Here is a 21,958-nt window from a genome sequence, read left to right on the forward strand (position 1 = left end):
CGGCATTTTCCCAGTTGAAGGAACGGTGGAGATGTGTTTCGATGGGTCAGATTCGTGTCGTTCCGAAAAGACCGTGAACCTTTTGTGGGACACGCGGCGCCGTGGTACCATAGCCGAGTTTGTTGTCTTGGTCGGAAACCAAGACGCCTTATGCGCTGATCGGTAACCAGCGCCTGACCAATAAGGAGTCCTACCATGAAGCAGGGTATCCATCCCCAGTATGTCGAGTGCACGGTGACGTGCTCCTGCGGCAACACCTTCAAGACGCACGCTACCGTGTCCGAGATGAAGGTCGAGCTTTGCAACGAGTGCCACCCGTTCTACACCGGCCAGCAGAAGTTCGTCGACACCGGTGGACGCGTCCAGCGCTTCGCCGACAAGTTCGGTGGCGCCGCTGCCGCCCAGCTCAAGAAGGCCGAGGAGGCCAAGGCTGCCAAGGCCGCCAAGGCTGCTGAGGCCGAGGCCGCTCGCAAGGCCGCCGCTGAGGCTAAGGCTGCCGAGAAGGCTAAGCGTGCCGCTAAGTTCGCCGAGGAGGCTGCCAAGCAGGCTGCTGAGGCTCCCGCAGAGGCTCCCGTCGAGGAGGCCGCTGCCGAGGCCGAGACCACCGAGGCTGCTGAGTAAATAGCTCGCCGCGGAATCACTCGCATTCAGGGCATGAGGGCCGTGCATCCATTTGGGTGCACGGCCCTTTTCTTTTTGATTAGTGCAAACTAACCTGTCCCCATGGCATCAAATGGCGGAGAGGCGGCGTTTGCCCAGATAAACCCTCCAAAATTAACCTGTCCCATTGTGGCAGGTTGGTCGTAGTTATTACGTGGCGGTCGAGCTCGACCGTATAGGCCGCGCCTTGTTTGGCTAAAGTACAATCATCTGTGTTTAACTCGCCCGCAGCTGCACGGCGTGGGCGATGGCCAAAAAGGAAAACCACATGGGATTCATGTCAAAGCTGCTGTCCTTTGGATCCGATAAGGACCTTAAGCGCTACTACAAGATCGTCGACCAGATCAACGGTCTTGAGCCCCAGTTTGAGAAGATGACCGAGGAGGAACTCCGCGCCCAGACCGATAAGTTCCGCGAGCGTTACGCCAACGGCGAGTCGCTCGACGACATGCTTCCCGAGGCCTTTGCCACCGTGCGCGAGGCTTCCAAGCGCACCATGGGTATGCGCCACTTTGACGTGCAGCTCATTGGCGCCATGGCACTGCACGAGGGCCACATCGCCGAGATGAAGACCGGCGAGGGCAAGACGCTCGTCTCCACCTTGGCCGGCTACCTCAACGCTATCGCCGGCAAGGGCGTGCATGTCGTTACCGTCAACGATTACCTGGCAAAGCGCGATTCCGAGTGGATGGGCCGCATCTACAAGTACCTGGGCATGACCGTCGGTCTGCTCCAGAACAACATGCCGCTCGAGCTCAAGCGTCCGGCCTACCAGGCCGACGTCACGTACGGCACCAACTCCGAGTTCGGTTTCGATTACCTGCGCGATAACATGGTTACCCGCCCCGAGCAGCGTGTGCAGCGCGGCCACAACTACGCCATCGTCGACGAGGTTGACTCCATCCTGATCGACGAGGCGCGTACCCCGCTCATCATCTCGGGCGCCGGCACCAAGTCCGCCAGCACCTACAAGGACTTCGCGCGTGCCGTGCGTGGCCTTGAGCGCGGCGAGGACGTGTCGCACGACATGCTCACCGCCACCGAGGACGTCGAGCCCACGGGCGACTACGTCATGGACGAGGCCAAGCACACTATCGCCGCCACCGAGCGCGGTCTTAAGAAGATCGAGCGCCGCCTGGGTATCGATGACATCTATGCCGATCTCTCCGGCCAGCTGGTCAACCACCTGCAGCAGGCGCTGAAGGCCCAGTACATGTTCCACCGCGATAAGCAGTACGTGGTCACCAACGGCGAGGTCAAGATCGTCGACGAGTTCACCGGCCGCATCATGGAGGGCCGCCGCTATTCTGAGGGCCTGCACCAGGCCATCGAGGCCAAAGAGGGTGTGCTCGTACGCGAGGAGAACCAGACACTCGCCACCATCACCCTGCAGAACTACTTCCGTCTGTATGACAAGCTTTCCGGCATGACCGGCACGGCACTTACCGAGGATGCCGAGTTCCGCGAGATCTACAAGCTGCCTGTCGAGGTCATCCCCTCCAACAAGCCCGTGCAGCGCGTGGACCACGAGGACCTGGTGTACCGCACCATTCAGGCTAAGTACAACGCCGTCGCCGACGACGTTGAGCGTCGTCACGCCAAGGGCCAGCCGGTCCTGGTGGGCACCGTCTCCATCGAAAGCTCCGAGAAGCTGTCCGCCGCCCTTACCAAGCGCGGCATCGCACACGAGGTCCTCAACGCCAAGCACCATGAACGCGAGGCCCACATCGTGGCCCAGGCCGGACGCTACGGCGCCGTGACCATCGCCACCAACATGGCCGGTCGTGGTACCGACATCCTGCTGGGCGGCAACCCCGACGAACTGGTGCGCGAGCGCCTGGAGTACGAGGGCCTGACCATGGAGGACGTGACGCCCGAGCAGCTCGAGCAGTTTAACGCCGAGGCCAAGGAGACTTGCAAGGCCGAGCGCGAGCGCGTGCTTGCCGCCGGCGGCCTGACCGTTATCGGCACCGAGCGCCATGAGTCCCGCCGTATCGACAACCAGCTGCGCGGCCGCTCCGGTCGTCAGGGCGATCCGGGCGAGACCCAGTTCTACCTGTCGCTCGAGGACGACCTCATGCGCCTGTTCGGCGGCGACAAGATGGACCGCGTCTCCAAGATGATGGTCACGGCCGACATGGGTGACGACATGCCCATCCAGCATAAGATCATCTCCAAGGCCGTCGAGAGCGCCCAGCACAAGGTCGAGAGCATCAACTTCTCCATGCGTAAGAGCGTCCTTGAGTACGACGACGTTATGAACAAGCAGCGCCAGGTCATCTACGCCGAGCGCAATAAGATTCTGGACGGCAAGGACCTGACCGACCACATCACCGAGGTCATGCACGATACCGTCTACCGTTGCGTGCAGGAGTTCTGCACCAAGGACAGCCACGATGGTGAGCGCGACCTGGAGGGCCTGCGCAAGTGGGTTGTGGAGCTCACCGGTCACATCGATACGCCGAAGTTCCCCGACGAGGATTTTGAGGCCCTGGCTGCCGATGTCCTGGCTTACGTAGAGAAGTGCTACAACATGAAGGCCGAGCGCTTGGGCGAGGACCTGATGCGCGAGCTCAACACCCAGGTCATGCTGCGCGTCATCGATACCCGCTGGATGAACTACCTGCAGGAGATGGACTACCTCAAGACCGGCATCGGCCTGCGCGGCTTTGGCCAGCGCGACCCGCTGGTTGAGTACAAGACCGAGGCCTACGGCGCGTTCCAGATACTCGTCGATACCATGTATGAGGATTACCTGCGCACGGTTCTGCGCATCGAGATCAAGGCTGCCCCGCGTGCCGTGGAGCACAAGGAGGAGCCCGCGCTCGAGGGCGCGCGCTTCTCCGGTCCTGCCGAGGTCGATGGTGATAACGGCGACTCGGTGCTGCGCAAGCAGGCGCAGGTGCAGGCCCGCACGGCTGTCCAAGGCGGACCGGCTGCCGTCAACAACGGTGGCAAGGTGACCACCTATCGCAAGTCCGAGAGCGATGATCCGTACGTCAACGTGGGCCGCAACGACCCGTGTCCCTGCGGTAGCGGCAAGAAGTTTAAGTACTGCCACGGCAGGAATCGTTAATGGCTGAGGCTTTAGAGGTAACGCTCGCCGAGCTGGACGCGTTCGCGGACCGGCTCGGCGAGGTCGAGTCGTATCTCCACCTGGACGAAAAGCGCACGCGCGTGACCGAGCTCGAGGCCAAAAGTGTTGCCCCTGGCTTTTGGGATGACGCCGACGCCGCCCGTGCCACCATGGAGGAGATAGCGCGTACCAAGGAAGATATCGCTGCCGTGGACACCGCGCGCGGCGAGCTTTCCGATGCCCGCGCCGCGCTGGAGCTTGCCGAGGAGATGGGGGATGACCCCGACGCCGTCGCCCTTCGCGAGGAGGCTACAGCCACGGCTGAGCGCCTGGCCCGTGCCATCGATGAGCTTGAGCTTTCGAGCTGGTTTACCGGTGAGTTCGATCACGGCGATGCCATTGTGACCATCAAGCCCGGACAGGGTGGTCTGGAGGCCCAGGACTGGACCTTCATGCTCTTTAAGATGTACATGAAGTACTGCCAGCGTCGCGGCTGGAAGGTCACCATCAACGACTGTCCCGCAGCCGAGGTTATCGGCATCGACCGCGCGACCTTTACCGTCGAGGGCAAGGACGCATTTGGCATGCTGCGCGCCGAGGCCGGCGTCCACCGCTTGGTGCGCATCAGCCCCACCGACGACAAGAAGCGCCGCCAGACCACGTTTGCCGGCGTCGAGGTCATCCCCGTGCTACCCGATGATATCGACATCGAAATCAGTCCCGACGACATCCGCGTGGACGTGTACCACGCGAGCGGCCCGGGCGGTCAGGGCGTCAACACCACTGACTCCGCCGTGCGCGTGACGCATTTTCCCAGCGGCATTGTGGTCACCTGCCAAAACGAGCGCAGCCAGATCCAGAACAAGGCCGCGTGCATGCAGATCCTCAAGGCTCGCCTGTACGAGATTGAGCTCGAGAAGCGTGCCGAGGCGCTCGATGAGATTCGCGGACCCAAGACCACGATTGGTTTTGGCAACCAGATTCGCAGCTACGTGCTCTACCCGTACCAGATGGTCAAGGACCTACGCACGGGCGTGGAGACCAGCAATGTCGAGGCCGTTCTTGACGATGGTGACCTGGACCCGTTTGTTATTGGCTACCATCGCTGGGCCACCGGCAACGCCGATGCAGAAGGCTCGGAGGTCTAAAACATCGGGTGGCTTCAAGTTGATGCCAAGCCCAACGGTTGGACGGGTTTGTATCCAGAATAAACCCTGCGCAGGGGTGGTTTTTGTTCGGCGAATCGGTAGAATCGAATACAAGAAGAAGTTCGAAGCGCATCCGATGGGGTGCGCTTTTTTGAGGGAGGCAGCATGGCATATCGTCTGGACATCAAGCGCATTCTTTCGATGAACTTCTTTCACGATCTGCCCCAGATCATGTTGGGGTGCGCTCTGGCCGCTATTGCGACCGACCTGTTTTTGATTCCCAACGGCCTTGCTGCCGGTGGCGTTACGGGCCTTGCCACCATTATCCAGGCGGTCGGCGCGACGCGAGGCGTGTCGCTTCCCGTCGGTATCCAGACCATCGTGATGAATGCCTTGCTGTTGTTGGTCGTTATGCGCGAGGGCGGCATGTTCTACGTGGTGCAGACCGCGACGGGCTTTGTGCTGCTGGGCTTCTTTACTGATCTGTTCGCCCCGTTTGTAGCACCTCTGGCGGATGCGGACCTGATGCTCCCTGCCATGTGGGGCGGCATTATTACGGGCATCGGTTACGGCATGGTGTTGCGCGCCGGCGCCAACACCGGCGGCTCGGACACGATTGGCCAAATCATCTCGCGTAATACCTCACTGCCCGTGGGCTCGACCGTCATGGCGATCGATGTTGCCGTATGCGCGCTGTCGGCTCCGGTCTTTTCAATCGAAAACGCGCTATATGCAGGCCTTTCGATGGTCATTAGCGGCTACGTGATCGATGCCGTGGTCGATGGTGGCAACAAACGCCGTATGGTACTCATCATCTCGGACAAGTTCCCTGATATCGCTGCCGATATCATGTATGGCCTGGGTCGTGGTTGTACCAAGTTTAAGGCGACTGGCATGTATTCGGGTGCCGAGAAGCCAGTGATTATGGTCATCGTGAGCCGTCGAGAGCTCAATACCCTCAAGACGATCGTGCGCGAGCGCGATCCTCATGCCATCGTGACGGTTGCCGACGTTACGGAAGCCTTCGGCGAGGGATTCAAGGACATTAGCGTGTAGGGTCGATCGCGTTCCATCCAAAAGACGTTCACATTGATAAACCGTTTCATCAGCGGTTCTGCCTGCTAAATTGTTCAAATAATGATAAAAACTCTGGTAAAGCCATCAGTTTCCAGCATAATGAATGACGTACGTGCATTGCGGCTGTGTTGGGATTACCTTCGGTGCCGTGCGCATTTTGTCTAATGAGGATGAAAGGAAGGCACAATGAGCGACGAAGAGCTCAAAAAGGTTGCCAACGAGGTAAGGAAGGGCATCGTCACCGGCGTGCACGCTGCCAAGTCCGGCCATCCGGGCGGTTCGCTCGGCGCTGCCGACATCATGACCTATCTGTACTTTGAGGAAATGAACGTCGACCCGGCCGATCCCCGCAAGGCCGATCGCGACCGTTTTGTGCTCTCCAAGGGCCATTGCGCTCCGGGCCTGTACGCCGTGCTCGCCGAGCGTGGGTTCTTCCCCAAGGAGGATCTCGAGACGCTGCGCCATATCGGCAGCCACCTGCAAGGTCATCCCAACATGAACGACACCCCGGGCGTCGATATGTCCACCGGCTCGCTCGGCCAGGGCATCTCCGCCGCCGTGGGCATGGCGGTTGCCGCCAAGCACTGGGGCGATACTTACCGCACGTACGCCCTGCTGGGTGATGGCGAGAGCGAGGAGGGCCAGGTCTGGGAGGCAGCCATGTTTGCCGGCAACCAGCAGCTCGATAACCTCTGCGTGATCGTCGACCACAACGGCCTGCAGATCGACGGCCCCGTCGAGGAGGTCAACGACCCCATGCCGCTCGCCGACAAGTTCCGCGCCTTTAAGTTCCACGTGGTGGAGCTTGCCGACGGCAACGATTTCGATCAGATCCGCGCCGCCTTTGCCGAGGCCCGCGCCACCAAGGGTCAGCCGACCGCCATCATCGCCGAGACCATGAAGGGCAAGGGCGTTTCCTTTATGGAGAACCAGGTTGGTTGGCACGGCAAGGCCCCCAACGATGAACAGTTTGAGCAGGCCATGGCAGAGCTCACGGCCGCCGGAGAGGAGCTCTAGGATGGCAGACGTCAAAAAAATCGCCACGCGCGTAAGCTACGGCGAGGCCCTCGTCGAGCTCGCCAACGAGCACGATGACTTTGTGGTCCTCGACGCCGACCTGGCCGCCGCCACGCAGACCGGCAAGTTCAAGGCCGCCTGCCCCGATCGTTTCTTCGATGTGGGCATTGCCGAGAGCAACCTGATGGGCGTCGCCGCCGGTATCGCGACCACCGGCCGCGTTGCCTTCGCGAGCACCTTTGCCATGTTCGCTGCCGGTCGCGCCTTTGAGCAGGTCCGCAACTCCATCGGCTACCCGCACCTCAACGTTAAGATCGGTGCCACGCATGCCGGTATCTCGGTGGGCGAGGATGGCGCCACGCACCAGTGCTGCGAGGATATCGCCCTCATGCGCGTCATCCCCGGCATGACCGTGATTGTTCCCGCCGACGACGTGGAGGCCCGCGCCGTGACGCGCGCCGCCTACGAGTGCGACGGTCCGGTGTACATGCGCTTCGCCCGTTTGGCCTCGCCGGTTATCAACGACCCCGAGACCTACAAGTTCGAGTTGGGTAAGGGCATTGTCATGCGCGAGGGCGCCGATGTGACCATCATCGCCTGCGGCCTGATGGTCGGCGAGGCTCTCGAGGCCGCCGAGCAGCTCGCTGCCGAGGGCATCGACGCCGAGGTCATCAACATACACACCATCAAGCCCATCGATGCCGACCTGATCGTCAAGAGCGCCACCAAGACCGGCCACGTCGTGACCGTCGAGGAGCATTCTGTAATCGGTGGCCTGGGCAGCGCCGTTGCCGACGTCCTGTGCGAGCAGTGCCCGACGCCGCTCAAGAAGATCGGCGTCAACGACACCTTCGGTGAGTCCGGCCCGGGCGCCGAGCTCCTGCACAAGTACGGCCTGGACGCCGCCAACATCGTGGCGACCACCAAGGAGTTCTTGGCCTAGAGCAGCCATCGCTCAATCGGCAACAAGCCAATCGCATTCAAATGCAGACAGGGGCGTCCTCAAAGAGGGCGGCCCTGTTTTATATTTCAGCTAAATCTGAGCCGCACCAAGCGAGGCATTCTCCGGGAAGAGAGCCCAGTACAGCAAAGTGCAATTCAGACCCTTCTAACTTTGTATATGCAGCACCCCAAGATAAATGCGGCGGCCCCTTAGTAGCCGCAGGCCGGGCACAGGGTTACTCTCCAAATCTTTCCGCAGGACGGAGGAGCCCCCGCCGCACGTAGTGCGCAGCGGAGGCTCCGACATGTCCGAGGACGATTTGGAAAGTAACCCTGTGTCCGGCCGGAGGGACCCAAACACGGCCATGCTTCTTATGTGCAGCAAAGCTAATGCTGCTAAAATACTAAGCGCTCATGTAGTTTAAACGCACGACGATAAGGAGCACCAGTGGGTAACCACTTCCGTACCTCCGGTGCGGGCGATGATGCCCCCAAGACGCAGGCAGGCGTCCAGGGCAGTCGTTTCGCCACTCCGGATTCAGAGGGCCAGCCTGTTGCTCAGGCCCCCGCTCAGCCGGCAGATCAGGCACAGCCGGCATCCGATCCCTTTGCCTACAATCCAACCAGCGATGTCGCGCTTTCCGGCACGGCGGGTTTTGAGCCCGTTCAGGCCGTGACCGCTCGCGTGGAGCAGCCTCAGGCTGGTGCCGCCACGCCGCAGCCTACCATGGCCGGCATTCCCGACCCCTTGGCCCCTGCGACGCCGGCTCCTCAGCCTGCGCAGTCCGGTCTCTTTGCCGCTATTCCCGACCCCACGCAGCCTGCTGCCCCGGTGGTCGAGAGCGATCAGGCAGCCGAGGTCGCAAGCCTCGATAACGCGCTCAACAACCCCGATTTTACGTCGGTGTTTGCGCCCATCGATCCGCAGGCCAGCCGCAAGAAGATGGCCAAGCAGGCCGGTGTCGAGCCCGTCATCCTTATGGAGCATGTCACCAAGATCTATCCGGCACAGCCCAACAAGCCTGCACTCGACGACATCAACATCGAGATCTATCCGGGCGAGTTCGTCTTCCTGGTCGGTCACTCCGGCTCGGGTAAGACCACGCTGCTGTCGACGCTCAACCGCGACGTCAAGCCGACGAGCGGCCGCATCCTGGTTGCCGGTCAGGACCTCATGAAGATCAAGAACCGCAAGGTTCCGTTCCTGCGCCGCCAGATTGGCGCCGTGTTCCAGGACTTTAAGCTTCTGCCGCAAAAGACCGCCTACGAAAACGTGGCGTTTGCCCTGCAGTGCATCGGCAAGCCCAAGGGCGTCATTCGCAGCCAGGTGCCCGAGGTGCTGCGCCTGGTCGGTCTGGCCGATCAGATGGACTCGCTGCCCGACCAGCTTTCCGGTGGCGAGCAGCAGCGCGTTGCCGTCGCCCGTGCTATGGTCAACCGTCCGCCGCTGCTGATCTGCGACGAGCCCACGGGCAACCTCGACCCGGCGATCTCGCTGGGCATCATGAAGCTGCTTGAGCGTATTAACCGCACCGGCACCACCGTGATCGTCGCCACGCACGACCGCGAGATGGTCGATAGCATGCACCGCCGCGTGATCGCCCTCGAGGGCGGCCACGTCATCCGCGACCAGGAGAGGGGAGGTTACGGCAACTATGGCACCAACTAACGTGGGCTACTCCTTCAAAGAGGCAATCAGCCACTTCTTCCGTAACTGGACTACCTCGCTCGGCGCCGTCATCACGATCTTCCTTTCGCTGTTTATCATCGGCCTGTTCATCATGGGCTCTGCGATGCTGAACTCCGTGATCGGCACCGTCGAGGATCAGGTTGTCATCAACGCGTTCATTAGTGATGACGCCGATCAGGCCGATGTTCAGGCTTTTGAGGCCGAGCTTAAGACGTGGAATAACGTCAAGTCCGTGACCTATAAGGACAAGGACGACGCGCTGGCCGAGTATACGAGCAAGATGTCGGGCAACGCCGACGCCACCATGAGCGCGCTCGATGGCCAGAACCCGCTGCCGGCTTCCTTCGCTATTGAGATGGACGATCCGTCCAAGGTCGAGAGCACGGCAAAGAAGCTCAAGAAGGATGCCGATTTCCAGAAGATCGCGGATGACGGCGACGTCAACGCGAGCGTGCTGTACGGCCAGGAGGAAGTGAGCCGCCTGTTCCAGGTGACCAACTACATCCGCATCGCCGCCGTGGTGCTCGTTGGTCTTCTGACCTTTATCGCATTCATCTTCATCAACAACACGATTCGCCTGTCCATCACGGCGCGTCGTCGTGAGATTGCGATTATGCGTCTGGTCGGCGCCAGCAACGGCTTCATTCGTGGCCCGTTTATCACCGAGGGCGTGCTGCAGGCCATTTTGGGCTCGCTGCTTTCCATCGGCGTTCTGGAGCTGCTGCGCAATCTGATGATTCCGCGTCTGCAGGAGAGCATCGGCTGGATGTCGTTTGCCCTGCCGATGCAGTACTACCTGGTGACCTATGCTGCGCTGATTCTGGTCGGTGTGATTATCGGTCTCTTTGGTTCTGCCATCGCCATGCGCCGCTACCTGCGCGTGTAGGCATGCTTGGAATTCATCCCTTCCAACGGGTCGTCTCTTATGGGGCGGCCCGTTTTTTGATCCCTAGGGGACGGCAGGAAAGCGAATCATTTGGGTAGACTCTTTGGAGTTCGCAATCGATAGTTAGGAGGCGCCATGGGGCGCAATAACAAGCATAAGCGTGGAGCTCGCAATCAGCGCGGGCCGGTGCGCAGCGAACGCCGTCCGAGCCTGACCGGGCGCGTGCAGCTCCATGAGCATAGCGCCTACGTTGTAACCGAAAACGGCGACTACAAGGTCATGGGCCGCGGTAAGCGCGAGATCATGGATGGCGATACCGTTGCCGTGAGCATTAAGAACAGCCCGCACGGTGAGCGGCGCGCCGTGATCGAAAGCGTGGTTGAGCGTGCAGCCATAAGCGTGGTGGGCACGTACCAGACCGCCGGTCCGCTCGGTGTGATCGAGCCGCTCGATTCGCGTCTGAAGGCCGACTTCTTCATTCTGCCCGAGGATACCTCGGCGGATCGTCTGGGTGTCCACCCGGGTGACGCTGTTGTCGCGCGCATTTTGACCTACCCGACGCGCCTGGAATCGGGTACCGTGACGATCGAGCGCCGCATTGGCGGAGATGACGCGCCCGATTTGGGCGTTCAATATGTGATGGCGCGTTACGGCTATACCGATAGCTATCCCGAGGCCGCGCTGGACGAGGCCGAGGGGCTTTCGCTCGATGTGTCCGCGGCGCTTAAGGACCCGCTCCGCCGCGATCTGCGCGACCGCTTTGTCATCACGATCGACCCAGTCGACGCGCGCGACTTTGACGACGCCATTTCGCTGGAGCGCACGCCCGAGGGTGGCTACAAGCTGGGTGTGCATATCGCCGACGTTTCACACTATGTGGCTTGGGACGGGCATATCGATCTTGAGGCTCGCCATCGTACGACATCGGTGTATCTGGCCGATCGCGTGCTTCCCATGCTGCCCGAACGCCTGTCCTGTGACCTGTGCTCGCTTCGCCCTGACGAGGACCGTCTTGCGTTTACCGTTGACATTGAGCTCGATGCACAGGGTCGCGTGCGGCATTACGATCCGTACCCCAGCGTGATTCGCTCGCGTGTGCGTATGGACTATGACGGCGCCGAGGCGCTGCTGGTGCGTGCCGGCGCGGTTGAGTATTCGGTGCTGGAGGGTGCAGCCGAGGATGTTGCGGCTGCCGAGACCTCGCGCGAGGAAGCGCTTGAGCGCGGTCTTGCGTGCGAGGAGGTCGCCCGCGGCTACAACGTCGACCTCTGCGATTTCCTTGTCGCCGCCAACGAACTCGCCGAACTTCGCCGTCGTATCCGTCGCGCCCGCGGCTCGGTCGATTTTGACACGGCCGAGATTCGTGCTCTATTGGATGAGGACGGAGTGCCCGTGCAGATTGTGGCGCGTGAGCGTTCGTGTGCCACGTCGCTTATCGAGGAAGCCATGCTGCTCGCCAACGAGTGCGTTGCAGAGTGGCTGGCAGACCGTGATATCGAGGCCTGCTATCGCGTGCATGAGGATCCGAGCCCCGATAGCCTGCACGGTGCCGCCGTTGCGCTGGCGCAGCTAGGCATCATCGACGATCGCCGTGCTGCCGGTATTGCCCTGGGGAGCCCCGATGAGCTGCAGGCTGCAGTTGATGCTGCCGCCGGTACGGCCAACGCACCGCTCGTCAACACGCTGCTTCTGCGCAGCATGCAGCGCGCGCTGTACAAGCCGCGCAACGAGGGCCACTTTGCGCTCGCCGCGCCGTGCTACTGTCACTTTACGAGTCCCATCCGTCGCTACCCCGATCTGGTGGTGCACCGCGTGCTCAAACTGCAGTTGGCCTATGAGCAGCTCGGCGGCAAGGACGCCTTGGTCCGTACGCCGCGGCTGATCGGCAAGGGGCGCGAGTCGCTGCCGCGCATTCTGCCGCAGATCTGCCGCGCATGTAGCGATGCCGAGCGCGCGGCAGATGCCGCCAGCCATGCGACGCAAAAGATCAAGATTGCCCAGTACTATGAGGACCGTCTGGGTGAGCGCTATGCCGGAACCGTCTCGTGGGTTAGCAGCATGGGCCTCTTTGTGCGCTTGGACCTAACACAGGTCGAGGGCCTGGTTTCAATTAAGAGCCTGGGCAACGAGTGGCTCGAGTTCGACGAGGACGCGCTTACGCTGACGGGCGCCGACACGGGGACTCGCTATGAACTGGGCCAGCGCGTGATTATCGAGGTCTCGCGCGTCAATACCACGCGTGGACACTTGGACTTTAAGCTTATCCATTAGCTAAATCCCGACTCGTGGCGAGAGAGCGGAGGGCGGTCTTTCGGGACCGCCCTTCGCATTTGAATCGTGACTACCTTGTCGTCTGCTCGGCCGCCCGCTTACCTGCTATTTGAGAGGTAAAACCTACCAAAATAAACCTGTCCCTTTTGGCAGGTTTACAAGAAAGCGGGGATGAGATGGCGACGGTGTACGGGTATGCGCGGGTGAGTTCGCGCGATCAGAATCTGAATCGGCAGCTGGATGCGCTGGGCGCCTATGGCGTGGGCTCAGCGAATATTTATGCCGACCATGCGAGCGGCAAGGACTTCGATCGACCGCATTATCGCGAGCTGTTGCACGTCCTGGGAGACGGGGACGTGCTGGTGGTGCTTTCTATCGACCGACTTGGTCGTAATTACTCCGAGATTCTTGAGGAATGGCGACGCATTACCAAGGAGCTCGGGGTTGCCATTGTGGTGTTGGACATGCCATTGCTTGACACGCGCGCTAGGGCCAGCGGCGCGCCGGATGTGACCAACACCCTGATTGCCGATATTGTGCTGCAACTGCTGAGCTACGTGGCGCAGGTGGAGCGCGAGAATATCCATCGGCGCCAGGCGGAGGGAATTGCAGCGGCGCGGGCGCGAGGGGTTCGTTTCGGTCGACCTCGCAAGCCGTGCCCTCCTCAGTTTGAGCTGGTGCGCGATAGCTATGAGGCAGGCGATATTACCCGCAGCCAGGCAGCAAAGTGCCTAGGCGTGTGCGTGGGGACGTTCGATCGCTGGATGCGCGAGGCGGGGTAGGGGTTTGCGTCGCTTTGTCGCTTCCTGTTGCGATTCAAATTTTGATACGGTGACGATGCCATTTGGGGCTACACTCGCTGATATTCAAAAAAGGAGGTTGGCCCTTGGCGCGCGTAAAACAAATAATCGGATGGACCGCAATTGTTCTGTTCGTTGCAACGCTGGCGGGCATCTGGGTGCTGACGGAGCAAAATGCGGTGGAGACGTCGTTGCTGAGCGAGTCTACCGCGCGTGTGGTGGAGGGCCAGGCTACGGGCGTTCAGGCTGTCGATGCCACGGGTGAAGCTCAGGCGGAGAACGGAATGACCGGGGGCACCGATTCGGCTGCCTCGAATGTCCGGTCTGGCCGACTTGCTTCCATTCGCATGTGGGTGGGCACGAACGTCCGTCGCGTTGCCCATACCGTAGAGTTTTTCTTCGTCGGATTGTTCGCCTCCGTGGTCGTGGTTTGCTTTTCCAGGCGTCCGTGGAGCGTATGCTCCCGTTGCGTGCCCGTATTGCTCTTTTGCGCCGCCTGCTCCGTTGGCGATCAGGTACATAAGATCTTTGTTCCCGGCAGGCATTTCGACGTTATCGATTTAGGATTCGATGCTGCGGGCTATGTCACCGCCATGCTGTTGGTATTGCTGGCAGCGGCGTTGGTGCGCCATGCGACTCGGCCGATCGGCGCCCATGCGAGGCGCTAGCCGGTAACAAACCCGTTTCTGATAATGCGGCCTCGTTGAATTATTTTGTGTCGCGCGTATTTCCGAGCGGTCGGATTTGAGGGGCGAGCGGTAGAACGCTCGCCCTTTGTGCGCCACGATGCGGCACAATGTACCGCAAAAGCTGTTTGTATCCGGTACGAATCGTTCGTTGGTCTTTAATTCTTCTCAACGGAGGTGTTTGAGATGGCAAACGGATTGCTTTTGCGGCTTCGCGAGCGTGAGCTTAGCGCGAGCCCGGCGGAACGCAATGTCATCGCATATGTAAGCGCTCATCCGCACGAGGTGGTCGGGCTGTCCGTCCGCGGTCTTGCCGATGTCACGTTCTCCTCGCCCTCGAGCATTTTGCGCTTTTGCAAGCGTTTGGGTTTTGCGGGCTACAAGGAGTTCCAGCGCGAACTGATTGCCGAGCTGGCGCTCTTAGGTGACAAGAAAGACGTAGCCCTCGAGGACATCTCCATGGATGACAGCGTCGAACGTATCGTGGGGAAGGTGATGAAAAGCAACGTGCGCACGATCGAGGCGACGGCGCGAACGCTCGATTACACCGTCTTGGAGCGATGCGCGGCCCGTCTTAAGCGGGCACGCGCGGTCAATCTGTTCGGTATTGGTGCCTCTCGTTTGGTCGCGCACGACCTGGCGCAAAAGCTCATGCGTGTCGACAAAGAGTGCCATCTGTACGACGACTGGCATGATCAGCTCTTATGTGCCAAGAACATGCATGAGGGCGATATGGCAATCGCCTTTAGCTACTCGGGCTTGACGCAAGAGGTGCTGGACTGCACCGCCGAGGCTCAACGTCACAACTGTCCCGTTGTGGCCGTTACCAAAGTAGATGGATCATCCAAGCTTGCCACCATGGCCGATGCCGTGCTCGGCGTTGCTGCGAGTGAACCCTTGGTCCGCAGCGGTGCCATGGCTTCGCGTATGGCCCAGCTTATGGTTGTCGATGCCCTTTACGCTGCTTACGTTGCCAGCGACTACGAACGGGCGACGCATGTCATTAAGCAAAACTACATCGAGAAACAGGAAAGATGAGGTGAATGAAATGCTCGATTTAACAAAATTCACGACCGAACAGCGTAATCAAAGGTCAATGGACCTCGATACGATGACATCGCTGCAAATCGTCACGACGATGAACGATGAGGATCTTCGTGCCGTCCAGTCGGTCACGAAAGTGTTGCCCCAGGTTGCCACAGCAATCGACTGGGCTGCTGAGGCACTCGAGCGCGGCGGGCGCGTCTTTTACATGGGCGCAGGCACCAGCGGTCGTCTGGGCGTACTCGACGCTTCGGAGTGTCCGCCCACGTTTGGCGTGTCACCCGATCTGATTGTCGGGCTCATTGCCGGAGGCGAGACGGCGTTTATCAAGGCTGTCGAAGGTGCCGAAGACAGCGATGAGCTTGGCGCGAACGACCTGCGAGAGCGTGGACTCTCGGACAAGGATCTTGTCGTTGGCCTGGCGGCAAGCGGCCGTACTCCTTATGTGGTGGGCGGCCTTGCGTACGCCAAGGCAACTGGGTGCAAGACCATTGCAATTGCCTGCAACCAAGGGTCGAAGATCGGGGAGAGCGCAGATCTTGCCATTGAGCCCGTGCCCGGTCCCGAGGTGCTGACCGGCTCAACGAGGCTCAAGGCGGGAACGGTTCAAAAGCTCATTCTCAACATGATTTCGACCGGTGCCATGGTCAAGATCGGCAAGGTATACCAAAACCTGATGGTCGATGTGCAGCAGACGAACGAGAAGTTGGTGGTGCGCGGCCAGAACATCGTGATGGAGGCGACCGGCTGCACGCGCGAGCGCGCCGTTCAGGCGCTTGCAGATGCCGGCGGCCATGTAAAAACCGCTATTGTCTCGGTACTGTTGGACCGCGATGCCGAGCAGGCTACGGTAGCTCTTGAGCGGGCGCGAGGCCATGTCCGTGCTGCGGTGAGTGGCCATGAGAAGAGCAATGCCGACGCCCAATAGGTGCGCGGCGTGAGCTGATATGACATCCAGACGAGATACCCAATACAAGGAGGAGTTATGACGAACAAAGAGCTGGCTCAAAAGCTGCTGGACCTTTTGGGCGGTAAAGACAACGTGCTGGCAAACGCGGCGTGCATGACGCGCCTGCGCGTGACCGTCAAAGACGCGGGCAACGTCGACACGGAGGGCATTAAGGCACTCGACGGCGTGATGGGCCTGGTCGAGGACGACACGATGCAGATCGTGCTGGGTCCGGGCAAGGTGAATAAGGTGCTCGAGGAGTTCTCCAAGCTCACTGGCCTTGCGAAAGGCGTTGCCGACGAGAGCGTGGTTGACGCTGCGGCCACAAACAAGGCCGCGCAGAAGGCCAAGTACGAGTCTAAGCCGGTTCAGGCCTTCCTCAAGAAGATTTCCAATGTCTTCGTCGCCCTGCTTCCCGGCATCATTGCGGCTGGCCTCATCAACGGTATCTGCAACGTCATTAACGTCTCGACGGCAGGCGCGCTTGCAGGCGAGTGGTGGTACCAGGGCATTCGTTCCATGGGCTGGGCCCTGTTTGCCTATCTGCCCATCTTGGTGGGCTATAACGCGGCACGTGAGTTTGGTGGCTCCGCTGCGCTGGGCGGCATCGCCGGCATGATGTGTATCGCCAACAGTGCCATGCCCCTGCTTGCGCCTGGCGCGGCTGATCCTGCCACTGCCATTCTGCTGCCGCTCACCAGTGCGCAGTACAACCCCGCAGCGGGCGGCATGATCGCGGCTCTCATCGCTGGCGCATTTTTTGCCTGGATGGAGCGTCAGATTCGCAAGGTTATGCCCAACGCACTCGACACGTTCTTGTCTCCGCTGCTGGTGCTCATCATCGGCGCCTTTGCTCTGATGCTCGTCATCCAGCCGGTTGGCGCATGGCTGACGACTGCCATCTTTAGCGTTTTGACCTTTATCTTCGAGAAGCTGGGCGTCCTGGGCGGCTATATCCTGTCGGCAGGCTTCTTGCCGCTGGTTTCCGTCGGCCTGCATCAGGCGCTCACGCCGATCCACGCTATGCTCAACGATCCCGACGGCGCTACCAAGGGTATCAATTACCTGCTTCCCATCCTTATGATGGCTGGCGGCGGCCAGGTCGGTGCCGGTTTGGCGCTGTACTTTAAGACCAAGAACGCCAAGCTCAAGAAGTACGTCGCAGAGTCCATTCCCGTTGGAATCCTGGGTGTGGGCGAGCCTCTGATGTATGCTGTTACGCTGCCGCTCGTTCGTCCGTTTGTGACGGCCTGCCTGGGTGCCGGATTTGGCGGCGCGCTCGCGGCGCTGCTTCACATCGGCACGGTTTCTCAGGGCGTTTCCGGTCTGTTTGGCCTGCTGATCGTCGTTCCTGGCCAGCAGCTCGGCTACGTTGCCGCTATGCTGCTTGCCTATGCCGCCGGCTTTGTCCTGACGTGGTTCTTTGGCGTCGACGAGCAGAAGATCAACGAGTTCTTTGGCGAGTAGTTTGATATCGCGAGCCGTGTTGCTCGGGGTTCGCGGCGCGCGGCAGATTTCTTGATGTTATGGTTGTGCCGGCGGGGCTAGCTGCTCCGCCGGCCTTTTTTAAAGGAGCGTTGAAGCGTGAAAACGGGTATTTCGATTTATCTTTCCAGCCCTCTGCAGGATATTGAGCGGACGATTGAACATGGTGCCGCGGCGGGTGCGCGCTATGCGTTCACCTCGCTGCATATTCCCGAGGATGGGGGAGCGGCGTATGCCGATAAGGTCCGTCATGTGCTGTCGCTGCTTTCCGCCCGCGGCATTGCGCTCATTGCCGATGTGGGGCCTCGCACGTGCGATTTGCTCGGGCTTGAGCGCATCGAGGACCTGCGCGATCTGGGGTTGGAATACCTTCGTTTGGACTATGGCTTTAGCGCCCAGCGGGTCGCGGAGCTGTCCGGTGTATTTCACATTGTGGTCAATGCATCGACGGTGAGTTCTGATGAAATCGCATCGTGGCGTGAGGCCGGTGCCGATGTGACTCGTTTTGCCGCCTGCCACAATTTTTACCCCAAGCCTTATACCGGTTTAGCTCTGGAGGACATTGCTCGGGTGAATCTTCGTCTTGCGGCGCTTGGATTCGAAATCATGGCTTTTGTGCCGGGTGATGCTAACGTTCGCGGGCCGGTATTCGAGGGACTGCCGACGGTCGAGGCGCAGCGCGGTCGCGCGTCAAAGGTTGCCCTCAATATGCTTGAGCTTGCACATGGCGCCGATTGCGACATTGTGTTGGTCGGCGACCCCGATCTTTCCGATGCGGGCTGGGCGCAGTTTGCTCAAGTTTCCGCCGGATACGTGGACCTGCAATGCGAGCTTGAGCTCAGTTATGCCTATGTGCGCGGGCAGATTCATCACGACCGGCCCGACTCGAGTGTCCTCATCTTTAGGTCTCAGGAGTCACGTACGAAGCTTAAGCCGGATTCCGTGCCGACGGATGCCGGAGCCGGCCTGCCGCGAAAGGCGGGGTCGATCGCTGTGAGCAATAGCGGATATGGGCGCTACGAAGGCGAGCTTGAGATTGCGCGGGTCGATCTTCCCGGTGACGAGCGCATGAACGTTGCGGGCCATATCACGCCCGAGGCAATGGAACTGCTGCCGTTTATCAAGCGCGGATTCGGGGTACGGTTCGTTTAACGTGTGACCCGCGGGCTACAATTGGCCCATCATACGAAGGCGCCTCGTGTGGCGTGTGCCTGCGTTGGCCGATCTATATTCGGAGGATTCCCATGACTGTACTGTTTGTTGAATATCCCAAGTGCTCGACCTGTAAGAAGGCCAAGGCATGGCTGGACGAACATGGGGTAGAGTATATCGATCGCGATATCGTTTTGGACAATCCCACGGCTGATGAGCTTGCGACCTGGATTGCTCGTTCGGGGCTGCCGGTGCGGCGCTTCTTTAATTCGTCGGGCATGAAATATCGAGAGCTGGGCCTGAAGGCGCGTCTGGATGCGGGCATGACGGATCGGGAGTGCTACGAGCTGCTGGCGACCGACGGCATGCTGGTCAAGCGTCCGCTGCTGGTGGGCGACGACTTTGCGATTCCCGGCTTTAGGGAAGCGGCTTGGGCCGAGGCGTTGCTGTAGCGGCTGCGGAAAGTGCGACCCGGAATTCGCTTCCAGAATGGGATGCGCTTTCCCAAAGTGGCCGGTTGCGGAAAGCACGTCCCATTCTGAGCTTCGATTGTGGGACACGGTTTCCGGTTGAGGGCTCGACGGGAAAGTGGGGACCAGTTTGAGCTTGAAATCTGGGACGCACTTTCCGCCGGCGGGCCTGCCCCAGTCAGTCCGCCAGCTGTGCCCATTCGTGCGGATCGTAGACCTTTACGTGTTTGTTGGGCTTGCCGCTCCAGTACTCCTCGTCCATAAAGGGCAGATATGCCTGAACGCCGGGGCAGATAAAGGGAATCCGCTGCTGTTGCAGTCGCTCGCGCTGGCGCTGCTCCAGGTGCGCCTCGGATATGACGGTCGGCATACCGGACAACTCGACGAGGCTTGCCTGGATTCGCTTAAGGTCGGGGAGTCCCGCGTGCCATGACATCCGCATGATCAAAAAGGATGCACGGCGGTATTTTGCCTGCACCACAGTAATGGCGGGGCGCAGTGTGGGATGGATTTTGTCCCGTTCGGGCCAAAGGTCGGCAGTGATCTCGAGGCCCAGGGTCTCCCATAGGTAATCAAGCTCTTCGTCCATGGTACCTCGATATCTACGCGATCATTGATACTTCGATTGTGTTGCCTGGTGCTATCGTTTTCGCGGTAGAATCTGCCAACGGTTGACGGCTACCGCTCGCGGTGTTTTGCCCTTCGTGTATAGCGGTCGGCTTCACAGGTCCTTCACGGGTTGGACTAAATTAGGCCAATTTGACTGAATTTCAAAAAAGTCAAAATTGGGGCTTGCGTCACGGCGAGACTTCCCGTATATTTCTTTCTTGCGTAAAGGCACAGCCGAGCGCAGCGATGCAGTCATTGGGATGTCGTCTAATGGCAGGACAGCGGATTCTGGTTCCGTCAATGGGGGTTCGACTCCCTCCATCCCAGCCATTGCATTTGCTACATATGGCCCGTTCGTCTAGCGGTTTAGGACGCCGCCCTCTCAAGGCGGAGATCACCAGTTCGAATCTGGTACGGGCTACCAAAATTGAATGCCCGGGCCTCGTAAGAGACCCGGGTTTTGTGTATTGACCGATGCTTAAGGCGCGCGTTGAGTCTGCCGTCCGGATCGAGGAGTAGCCATGGATCTGCCCATCAGCTTGCAAGACATCACGTATGCCGAGAACTATCTGGCGCAGGGCGACCTGGCTACGGCGACGCCGCTGCTGGAGCGTCTGGTGGAGCTCGCCGAGGAGTATATCGACGCTGAGTGCAAGACGGAGGAGAAGCGTCAATACTTTAGCTTCGATAGCAAGTTTGAGCGCTTGGCCTATCGCCGCGTGGAGAAGGATCCGCGCGAGCTCGTGCAGGTCGAGGTGCCGTTTGACCGCCTGTACTCTGACATGGCGTTTGCCTACATTCGCCAGCAGGATTATGTGAGTGCTCGCAACGCCTTGATGCAGGCCGTGCGCTGGGACCCCATGAACTGCAACTACCGCCTGGATCTGGCCGAGCTGTTCCGCGCTCTCGAGGACAAGCAGGAATGGGCATCGCTCTCGTTCTCGGTGCTGGAGCGTGCAAGCGATGGCAAGTGCGCCGCCCGCGCTTACGCCAATCTAGGTCAGTACTTCTTGGAGCCCGAGACCGAGAACGTTTCGGCTGCCGTGGGCTGCGCGCGTCTGGCGCTGCGCCTGGCGCCCAACGATGCGCATACGACGCGCCTGCTCAACAAGATCCATACTACCTATCCGGATGCCGCCGAGGAGAGCGACGAGCACGTGATGGGTGAACTAGCCCTGCAAGGCGTTCCGACCTCGCCTTCGGCCGAGATTGCCATCTGCCTGATTATGTGCGCGACCGATGCTGCAAGCGACGGCGACAAGCAGGAGGCGACGCGCCTGACGGTGCGTGCTCGCGACTTGGTGGGCGAGGAGGCCTGCGCGGCGATTATCAAGCTGGTGCGCGAGAGCGATGCCGAGCTCAATGCCGAGCGCAAGGCAAAGCGCGAGGCTGCGGGCTCAAACGCCGATGGCGCCAAGGAGGCCGGCGATGCCCAGTAAGCGCGAGCGCAAGCTCATTTCCAAGAATCGCTCGGCACATCACGAGTACTTTATCGATGAGACGTTTGAGTGCGGTATTGAGCTGAGCGGCACCGAGGTCAAGTCGATTCGCGAGCGCGCCTGTCAGATCACCGATACCTTCGCGCTGATCCGCGGCGGGGAGTGCTGGCTCGTCGGCCTGCATATCCATCCTTATAGCCATGGTGGCGTGTGGAATCGCGATCCCGACCGTCGGCGTCGTCTGCTGCTGCACCGTAAGGAGATCGACTTTCTTGACGGCAAACTTCGCAACCGTGGTTATGCGCTGGTTCCGTTGGAGCTCTACTTTAATACCGACGGCCGCGTAAAGCTGCTGCTGGGTCTGGGTCGCGGCAAGAAGCTCTATGACAAGCGCGAGGATATGGCCAAGCGCGACGTTCAGCGCGAAATCGATCGTGCGCTTAAGGAGCGTAATCGCTGACCGCCCTTCATAAGTTGCGGTGGAATACGGACTGTTTTGCCTGTTTGAGGGGCTATTCAGTCTCTATTTCACCGCAACTGCGGGCGTTCCATCTTGC

General features: G+C 60.2%; 19 protein-coding genes and 2 tRNA genes. 20 read left to right on the forward strand and 1 reads right to left on the reverse strand.

The window, feature by feature from the left end:
• Positions 1 to 195: 195 nt before the first annotated feature.
• The 16 genes from rpmE (at position 196) to AB5758_RS06545 (ending at position 19,335) form a co-directional block, all read left to right on the forward strand.
• Entirely contained in the window at positions 196 to 621 is a 426-nt protein-coding gene (rpmE, locus tag AB5758_RS06470) for a 50S ribosomal protein L31 (protein WP_006235303.1), read from the forward strand.
• 307 nt (positions 622 to 928) lie between these two features.
• The gene (secA, locus tag AB5758_RS06475) at positions 929 to 3,736 is read left to right on the forward strand and encodes a preprotein translocase subunit SecA (RefSeq protein WP_271737392.1); all 2,808 of its coding nucleotides are present in this window, start codon (positions 929 to 931) and stop codon (positions 3,734 to 3,736) included.
• A complete protein-coding gene (gene prfB / locus AB5758_RS06480; protein WP_270226407.1) occupies positions 3,736 to 4,884 on the forward strand; it encodes a peptide chain release factor 2 in 1,149 nt (382 codons plus the stop codon). Before secA ends, prfB begins: the two co-directional genes overlap by 1 nt.
• 165 nt (positions 4,885 to 5,049) lie before the next feature.
• Positions 5,050 to 5,940: a YitT family protein gene (locus AB5758_RS06485; protein WP_270226408.1), complete on the forward strand. Its 891-nt coding sequence runs from the start codon at positions 5,050 to 5,052 to the stop codon at positions 5,938 to 5,940.
• 207 nt (positions 5,941 to 6,147) lie between these two features.
• Positions 6,148 to 6,978, forward strand: a complete 831-nt coding sequence (locus tag AB5758_RS06490; protein WP_006235308.1) for a transketolase — start codon at positions 6,148 to 6,150, stop codon at positions 6,976 to 6,978.
• A gap of 1 nt (position 6,979) precedes the next feature.
• The gene (locus AB5758_RS06495) at positions 6,980 to 7,921 is read left to right on the forward strand and encodes a transketolase family protein (protein WP_368141597.1); all 942 of its coding nucleotides are present in this window, start codon (positions 6,980 to 6,982) and stop codon (positions 7,919 to 7,921) included.
• Between the two features lie 447 nt (positions 7,922 to 8,368).
• Positions 8,369 to 9,589, forward strand: a complete 1,221-nt coding sequence (gene ftsE, locus AB5758_RS06500; RefSeq protein ID WP_022094244.1) for a cell division ATP-binding protein FtsE — start codon at positions 8,369 to 8,371, stop codon at positions 9,587 to 9,589.
• Positions 9,576 to 10,496 (forward strand): permease-like cell division protein FtsX, encoded by a 921-nt coding sequence (gene ftsX, locus AB5758_RS06505; protein WP_117769462.1) that lies wholly within the window; start codon positions 9,576 to 9,578, stop codon positions 10,494 to 10,496. Before ftsE ends, ftsX begins: the two co-directional genes overlap by 14 nt.
• Before the next feature lie 135 nt (positions 10,497 to 10,631).
• Positions 10,632 to 12,767 (forward strand): ribonuclease R family protein, encoded by a 2,136-nt coding sequence (locus AB5758_RS06510; protein ID WP_368141598.1) that lies wholly within the window; start codon positions 10,632 to 10,634, stop codon positions 12,765 to 12,767.
• Between the two features lie 176 nt (positions 12,768 to 12,943).
• Entirely contained in the window at positions 12,944 to 13,549 is a 606-nt protein-coding gene (locus AB5758_RS06515) for a recombinase family protein (protein WP_138340470.1), read from the forward strand.
• A gap of 104 nt (positions 13,550 to 13,653) precedes the next feature.
• On the forward strand, positions 13,654 to 14,235 hold the full coding sequence (locus AB5758_RS06520) for a VanZ family protein (RefSeq protein ID WP_368141599.1): 582 nt from the start codon (positions 13,654 to 13,656) through the stop codon (positions 14,233 to 14,235).
• Between the two features lie 204 nt (positions 14,236 to 14,439).
• Positions 14,440 to 15,291: a MurR/RpiR family transcriptional regulator gene (locus AB5758_RS06525; RefSeq protein ID WP_055310345.1), complete on the forward strand. Its 852-nt coding sequence runs from the start codon at positions 14,440 to 14,442 to the stop codon at positions 15,289 to 15,291.
• 10 nt (positions 15,292 to 15,301) lie between these two features.
• Positions 15,302 to 16,225: an N-acetylmuramic acid 6-phosphate etherase gene (gene murQ, locus AB5758_RS06530; RefSeq protein ID WP_346965380.1), complete on the forward strand. Its 924-nt coding sequence runs from the start codon at positions 15,302 to 15,304 to the stop codon at positions 16,223 to 16,225.
• Positions 16,226 to 16,282: 57 nt separating this feature from the next.
• Positions 16,283 to 17,713, forward strand: a complete 1,431-nt coding sequence (locus tag AB5758_RS06535) for a PTS transporter subunit EIIC (protein ID WP_195625107.1) — start codon at positions 16,283 to 16,285, stop codon at positions 17,711 to 17,713.
• Between the two features lie 117 nt (positions 17,714 to 17,830).
• On the forward strand, positions 17,831 to 18,883 hold the full coding sequence (locus AB5758_RS06540; RefSeq protein ID WP_195625108.1) for a MupG family TIM beta-alpha barrel fold protein: 1,053 nt from the start codon (positions 17,831 to 17,833) through the stop codon (positions 18,881 to 18,883).
• 92 nt (positions 18,884 to 18,975) lie between these two features.
• Positions 18,976 to 19,335 carry an arsenate reductase family protein gene (locus AB5758_RS06545; protein WP_006235321.1) on the forward strand — a complete coding sequence of 120 codons (360 nt, stop codon included), beginning with the start codon at positions 18,976 to 18,978 and terminating at the stop codon, positions 19,333 to 19,335.
• A gap of 196 nt (positions 19,336 to 19,531) precedes the next feature.
• On the opposite strand, the gene AB5758_RS06550 is transcribed toward AB5758_RS06545, so the two are convergent.
• Entirely contained in the window at positions 19,532 to 19,942 is a 411-nt protein-coding gene (locus AB5758_RS06550) for a hypothetical protein (protein WP_006235322.1), read from the reverse strand.
• A 276-nt stretch (positions 19,943 to 20,218) separates the two neighbouring features.
• On the opposite strand from AB5758_RS06550, the gene AB5758_RS06555 reads away from it, so the two are divergent.
• The 4 genes from AB5758_RS06555 to smpB all read left to right on the forward strand — a co-directional run bounded on the left by AB5758_RS06555 (position 20,219) and on the right by smpB (position 21,861).
• Positions 20,219 to 20,292: transfer RNA gene (locus AB5758_RS06555), tRNA-Gln, on the forward strand.
• 17 nt (positions 20,293 to 20,309) lie between these two features.
• Positions 20,310 to 20,386: transfer RNA gene (locus AB5758_RS06560), tRNA-Glu, on the forward strand.
• Between the two features lie 97 nt (positions 20,387 to 20,483).
• Positions 20,484 to 21,401, forward strand: coding sequence for a tetratricopeptide repeat protein (locus AB5758_RS06565; protein ID WP_195544905.1), 918 nt, complete (start codon positions 20,484 to 20,486; stop codon positions 21,399 to 21,401).
• Positions 21,391 to 21,861, forward strand: a complete 471-nt coding sequence (gene smpB, locus AB5758_RS06570) for an SsrA-binding protein SmpB (RefSeq protein WP_006235325.1) — start codon at positions 21,391 to 21,393, stop codon at positions 21,859 to 21,861. The genes AB5758_RS06565 and smpB overlap by 11 nt, the downstream gene beginning before the upstream one ends.
• The last annotated feature ends 97 nt before the right edge of the window (positions 21,862 to 21,958 follow it).

This window comes from Collinsella aerofaciens (assembly GCF_040926405.1).
Lineage (GTDB): Bacteria > Actinomycetota > Coriobacteriia > Coriobacteriales > Coriobacteriaceae > Collinsella.

Bases quoted from the DNA above. Each gene is read 5' to 3' on its own strand.
- AB5758_RS06535 (WP_195625107.1), top strand. From the start codon at position 16,283: ATGACGAACAAAGAGCTGGCTCAAAAGCTGCTGGACCTTTTGGGCGGT.
- AB5758_RS06545 (WP_006235321.1), top strand. From the start codon at position 18,976: ATGACTGTACTGTTTGTTGAATATCCCAAGTGCTCGACCTGTAAGAAG.
- AB5758_RS06510 (WP_368141598.1), top strand. From the start codon at position 10,632: ATGGGGCGCAATAACAAGCATAAGCGTGGAGCTCGCAATCAGCGCGGG.
- AB5758_RS06490 (WP_006235308.1), top strand. From the start codon at position 6,148: ATGAGCGACGAAGAGCTCAAAAAGGTTGCCAACGAGGTAAGGAAGGGC.
- AB5758_RS06485 (WP_270226408.1), top strand. From the start codon at position 5,050: ATGGCATATCGTCTGGACATCAAGCGCATTCTTTCGATGAACTTCTTT.
- rpmE (WP_006235303.1), top strand. From the start codon at position 196: ATGAAGCAGGGTATCCATCCCCAGTATGTCGAGTGCACGGTGACGTGC.
- smpB (WP_006235325.1), top strand. From the start codon at position 21,391: ATGCCCAGTAAGCGCGAGCGCAAGCTCATTTCCAAGAATCGCTCGGCA.
- AB5758_RS06515 (WP_138340470.1), top strand. From the start codon at position 12,944: ATGGCGACGGTGTACGGGTATGCGCGGGTGAGTTCGCGCGATCAGAAT.
- AB5758_RS06550 (WP_006235322.1), bottom strand. From the start codon at position 19,942: ATGGACGAAGAGCTTGATTACCTATGGGAGACCCTGGGCCTCGAGATC.
- prfB (WP_270226407.1), top strand. From the start codon at position 3,736: ATGGCTGAGGCTTTAGAGGTAACGCTCGCCGAGCTGGACGCGTTCGCG.
- murQ (WP_346965380.1), top strand. From the start codon at position 15,302: ATGCTCGATTTAACAAAATTCACGACCGAACAGCGTAATCAAAGGTCA.
- AB5758_RS06525 (WP_055310345.1), top strand. From the start codon at position 14,440: ATGGCAAACGGATTGCTTTTGCGGCTTCGCGAGCGTGAGCTTAGCGCG.
- ftsX (WP_117769462.1), top strand. From the start codon at position 9,576: ATGGCACCAACTAACGTGGGCTACTCCTTCAAAGAGGCAATCAGCCAC.
- AB5758_RS06495 (WP_368141597.1), top strand. From the start codon at position 6,980: ATGGCAGACGTCAAAAAAATCGCCACGCGCGTAAGCTACGGCGAGGCC.
- AB5758_RS06565 (WP_195544905.1), top strand. From the start codon at position 20,484: ATGGATCTGCCCATCAGCTTGCAAGACATCACGTATGCCGAGAACTAT.
- secA (WP_271737392.1), top strand. From the start codon at position 929: ATGGGATTCATGTCAAAGCTGCTGTCCTTTGGATCCGATAAGGACCTT.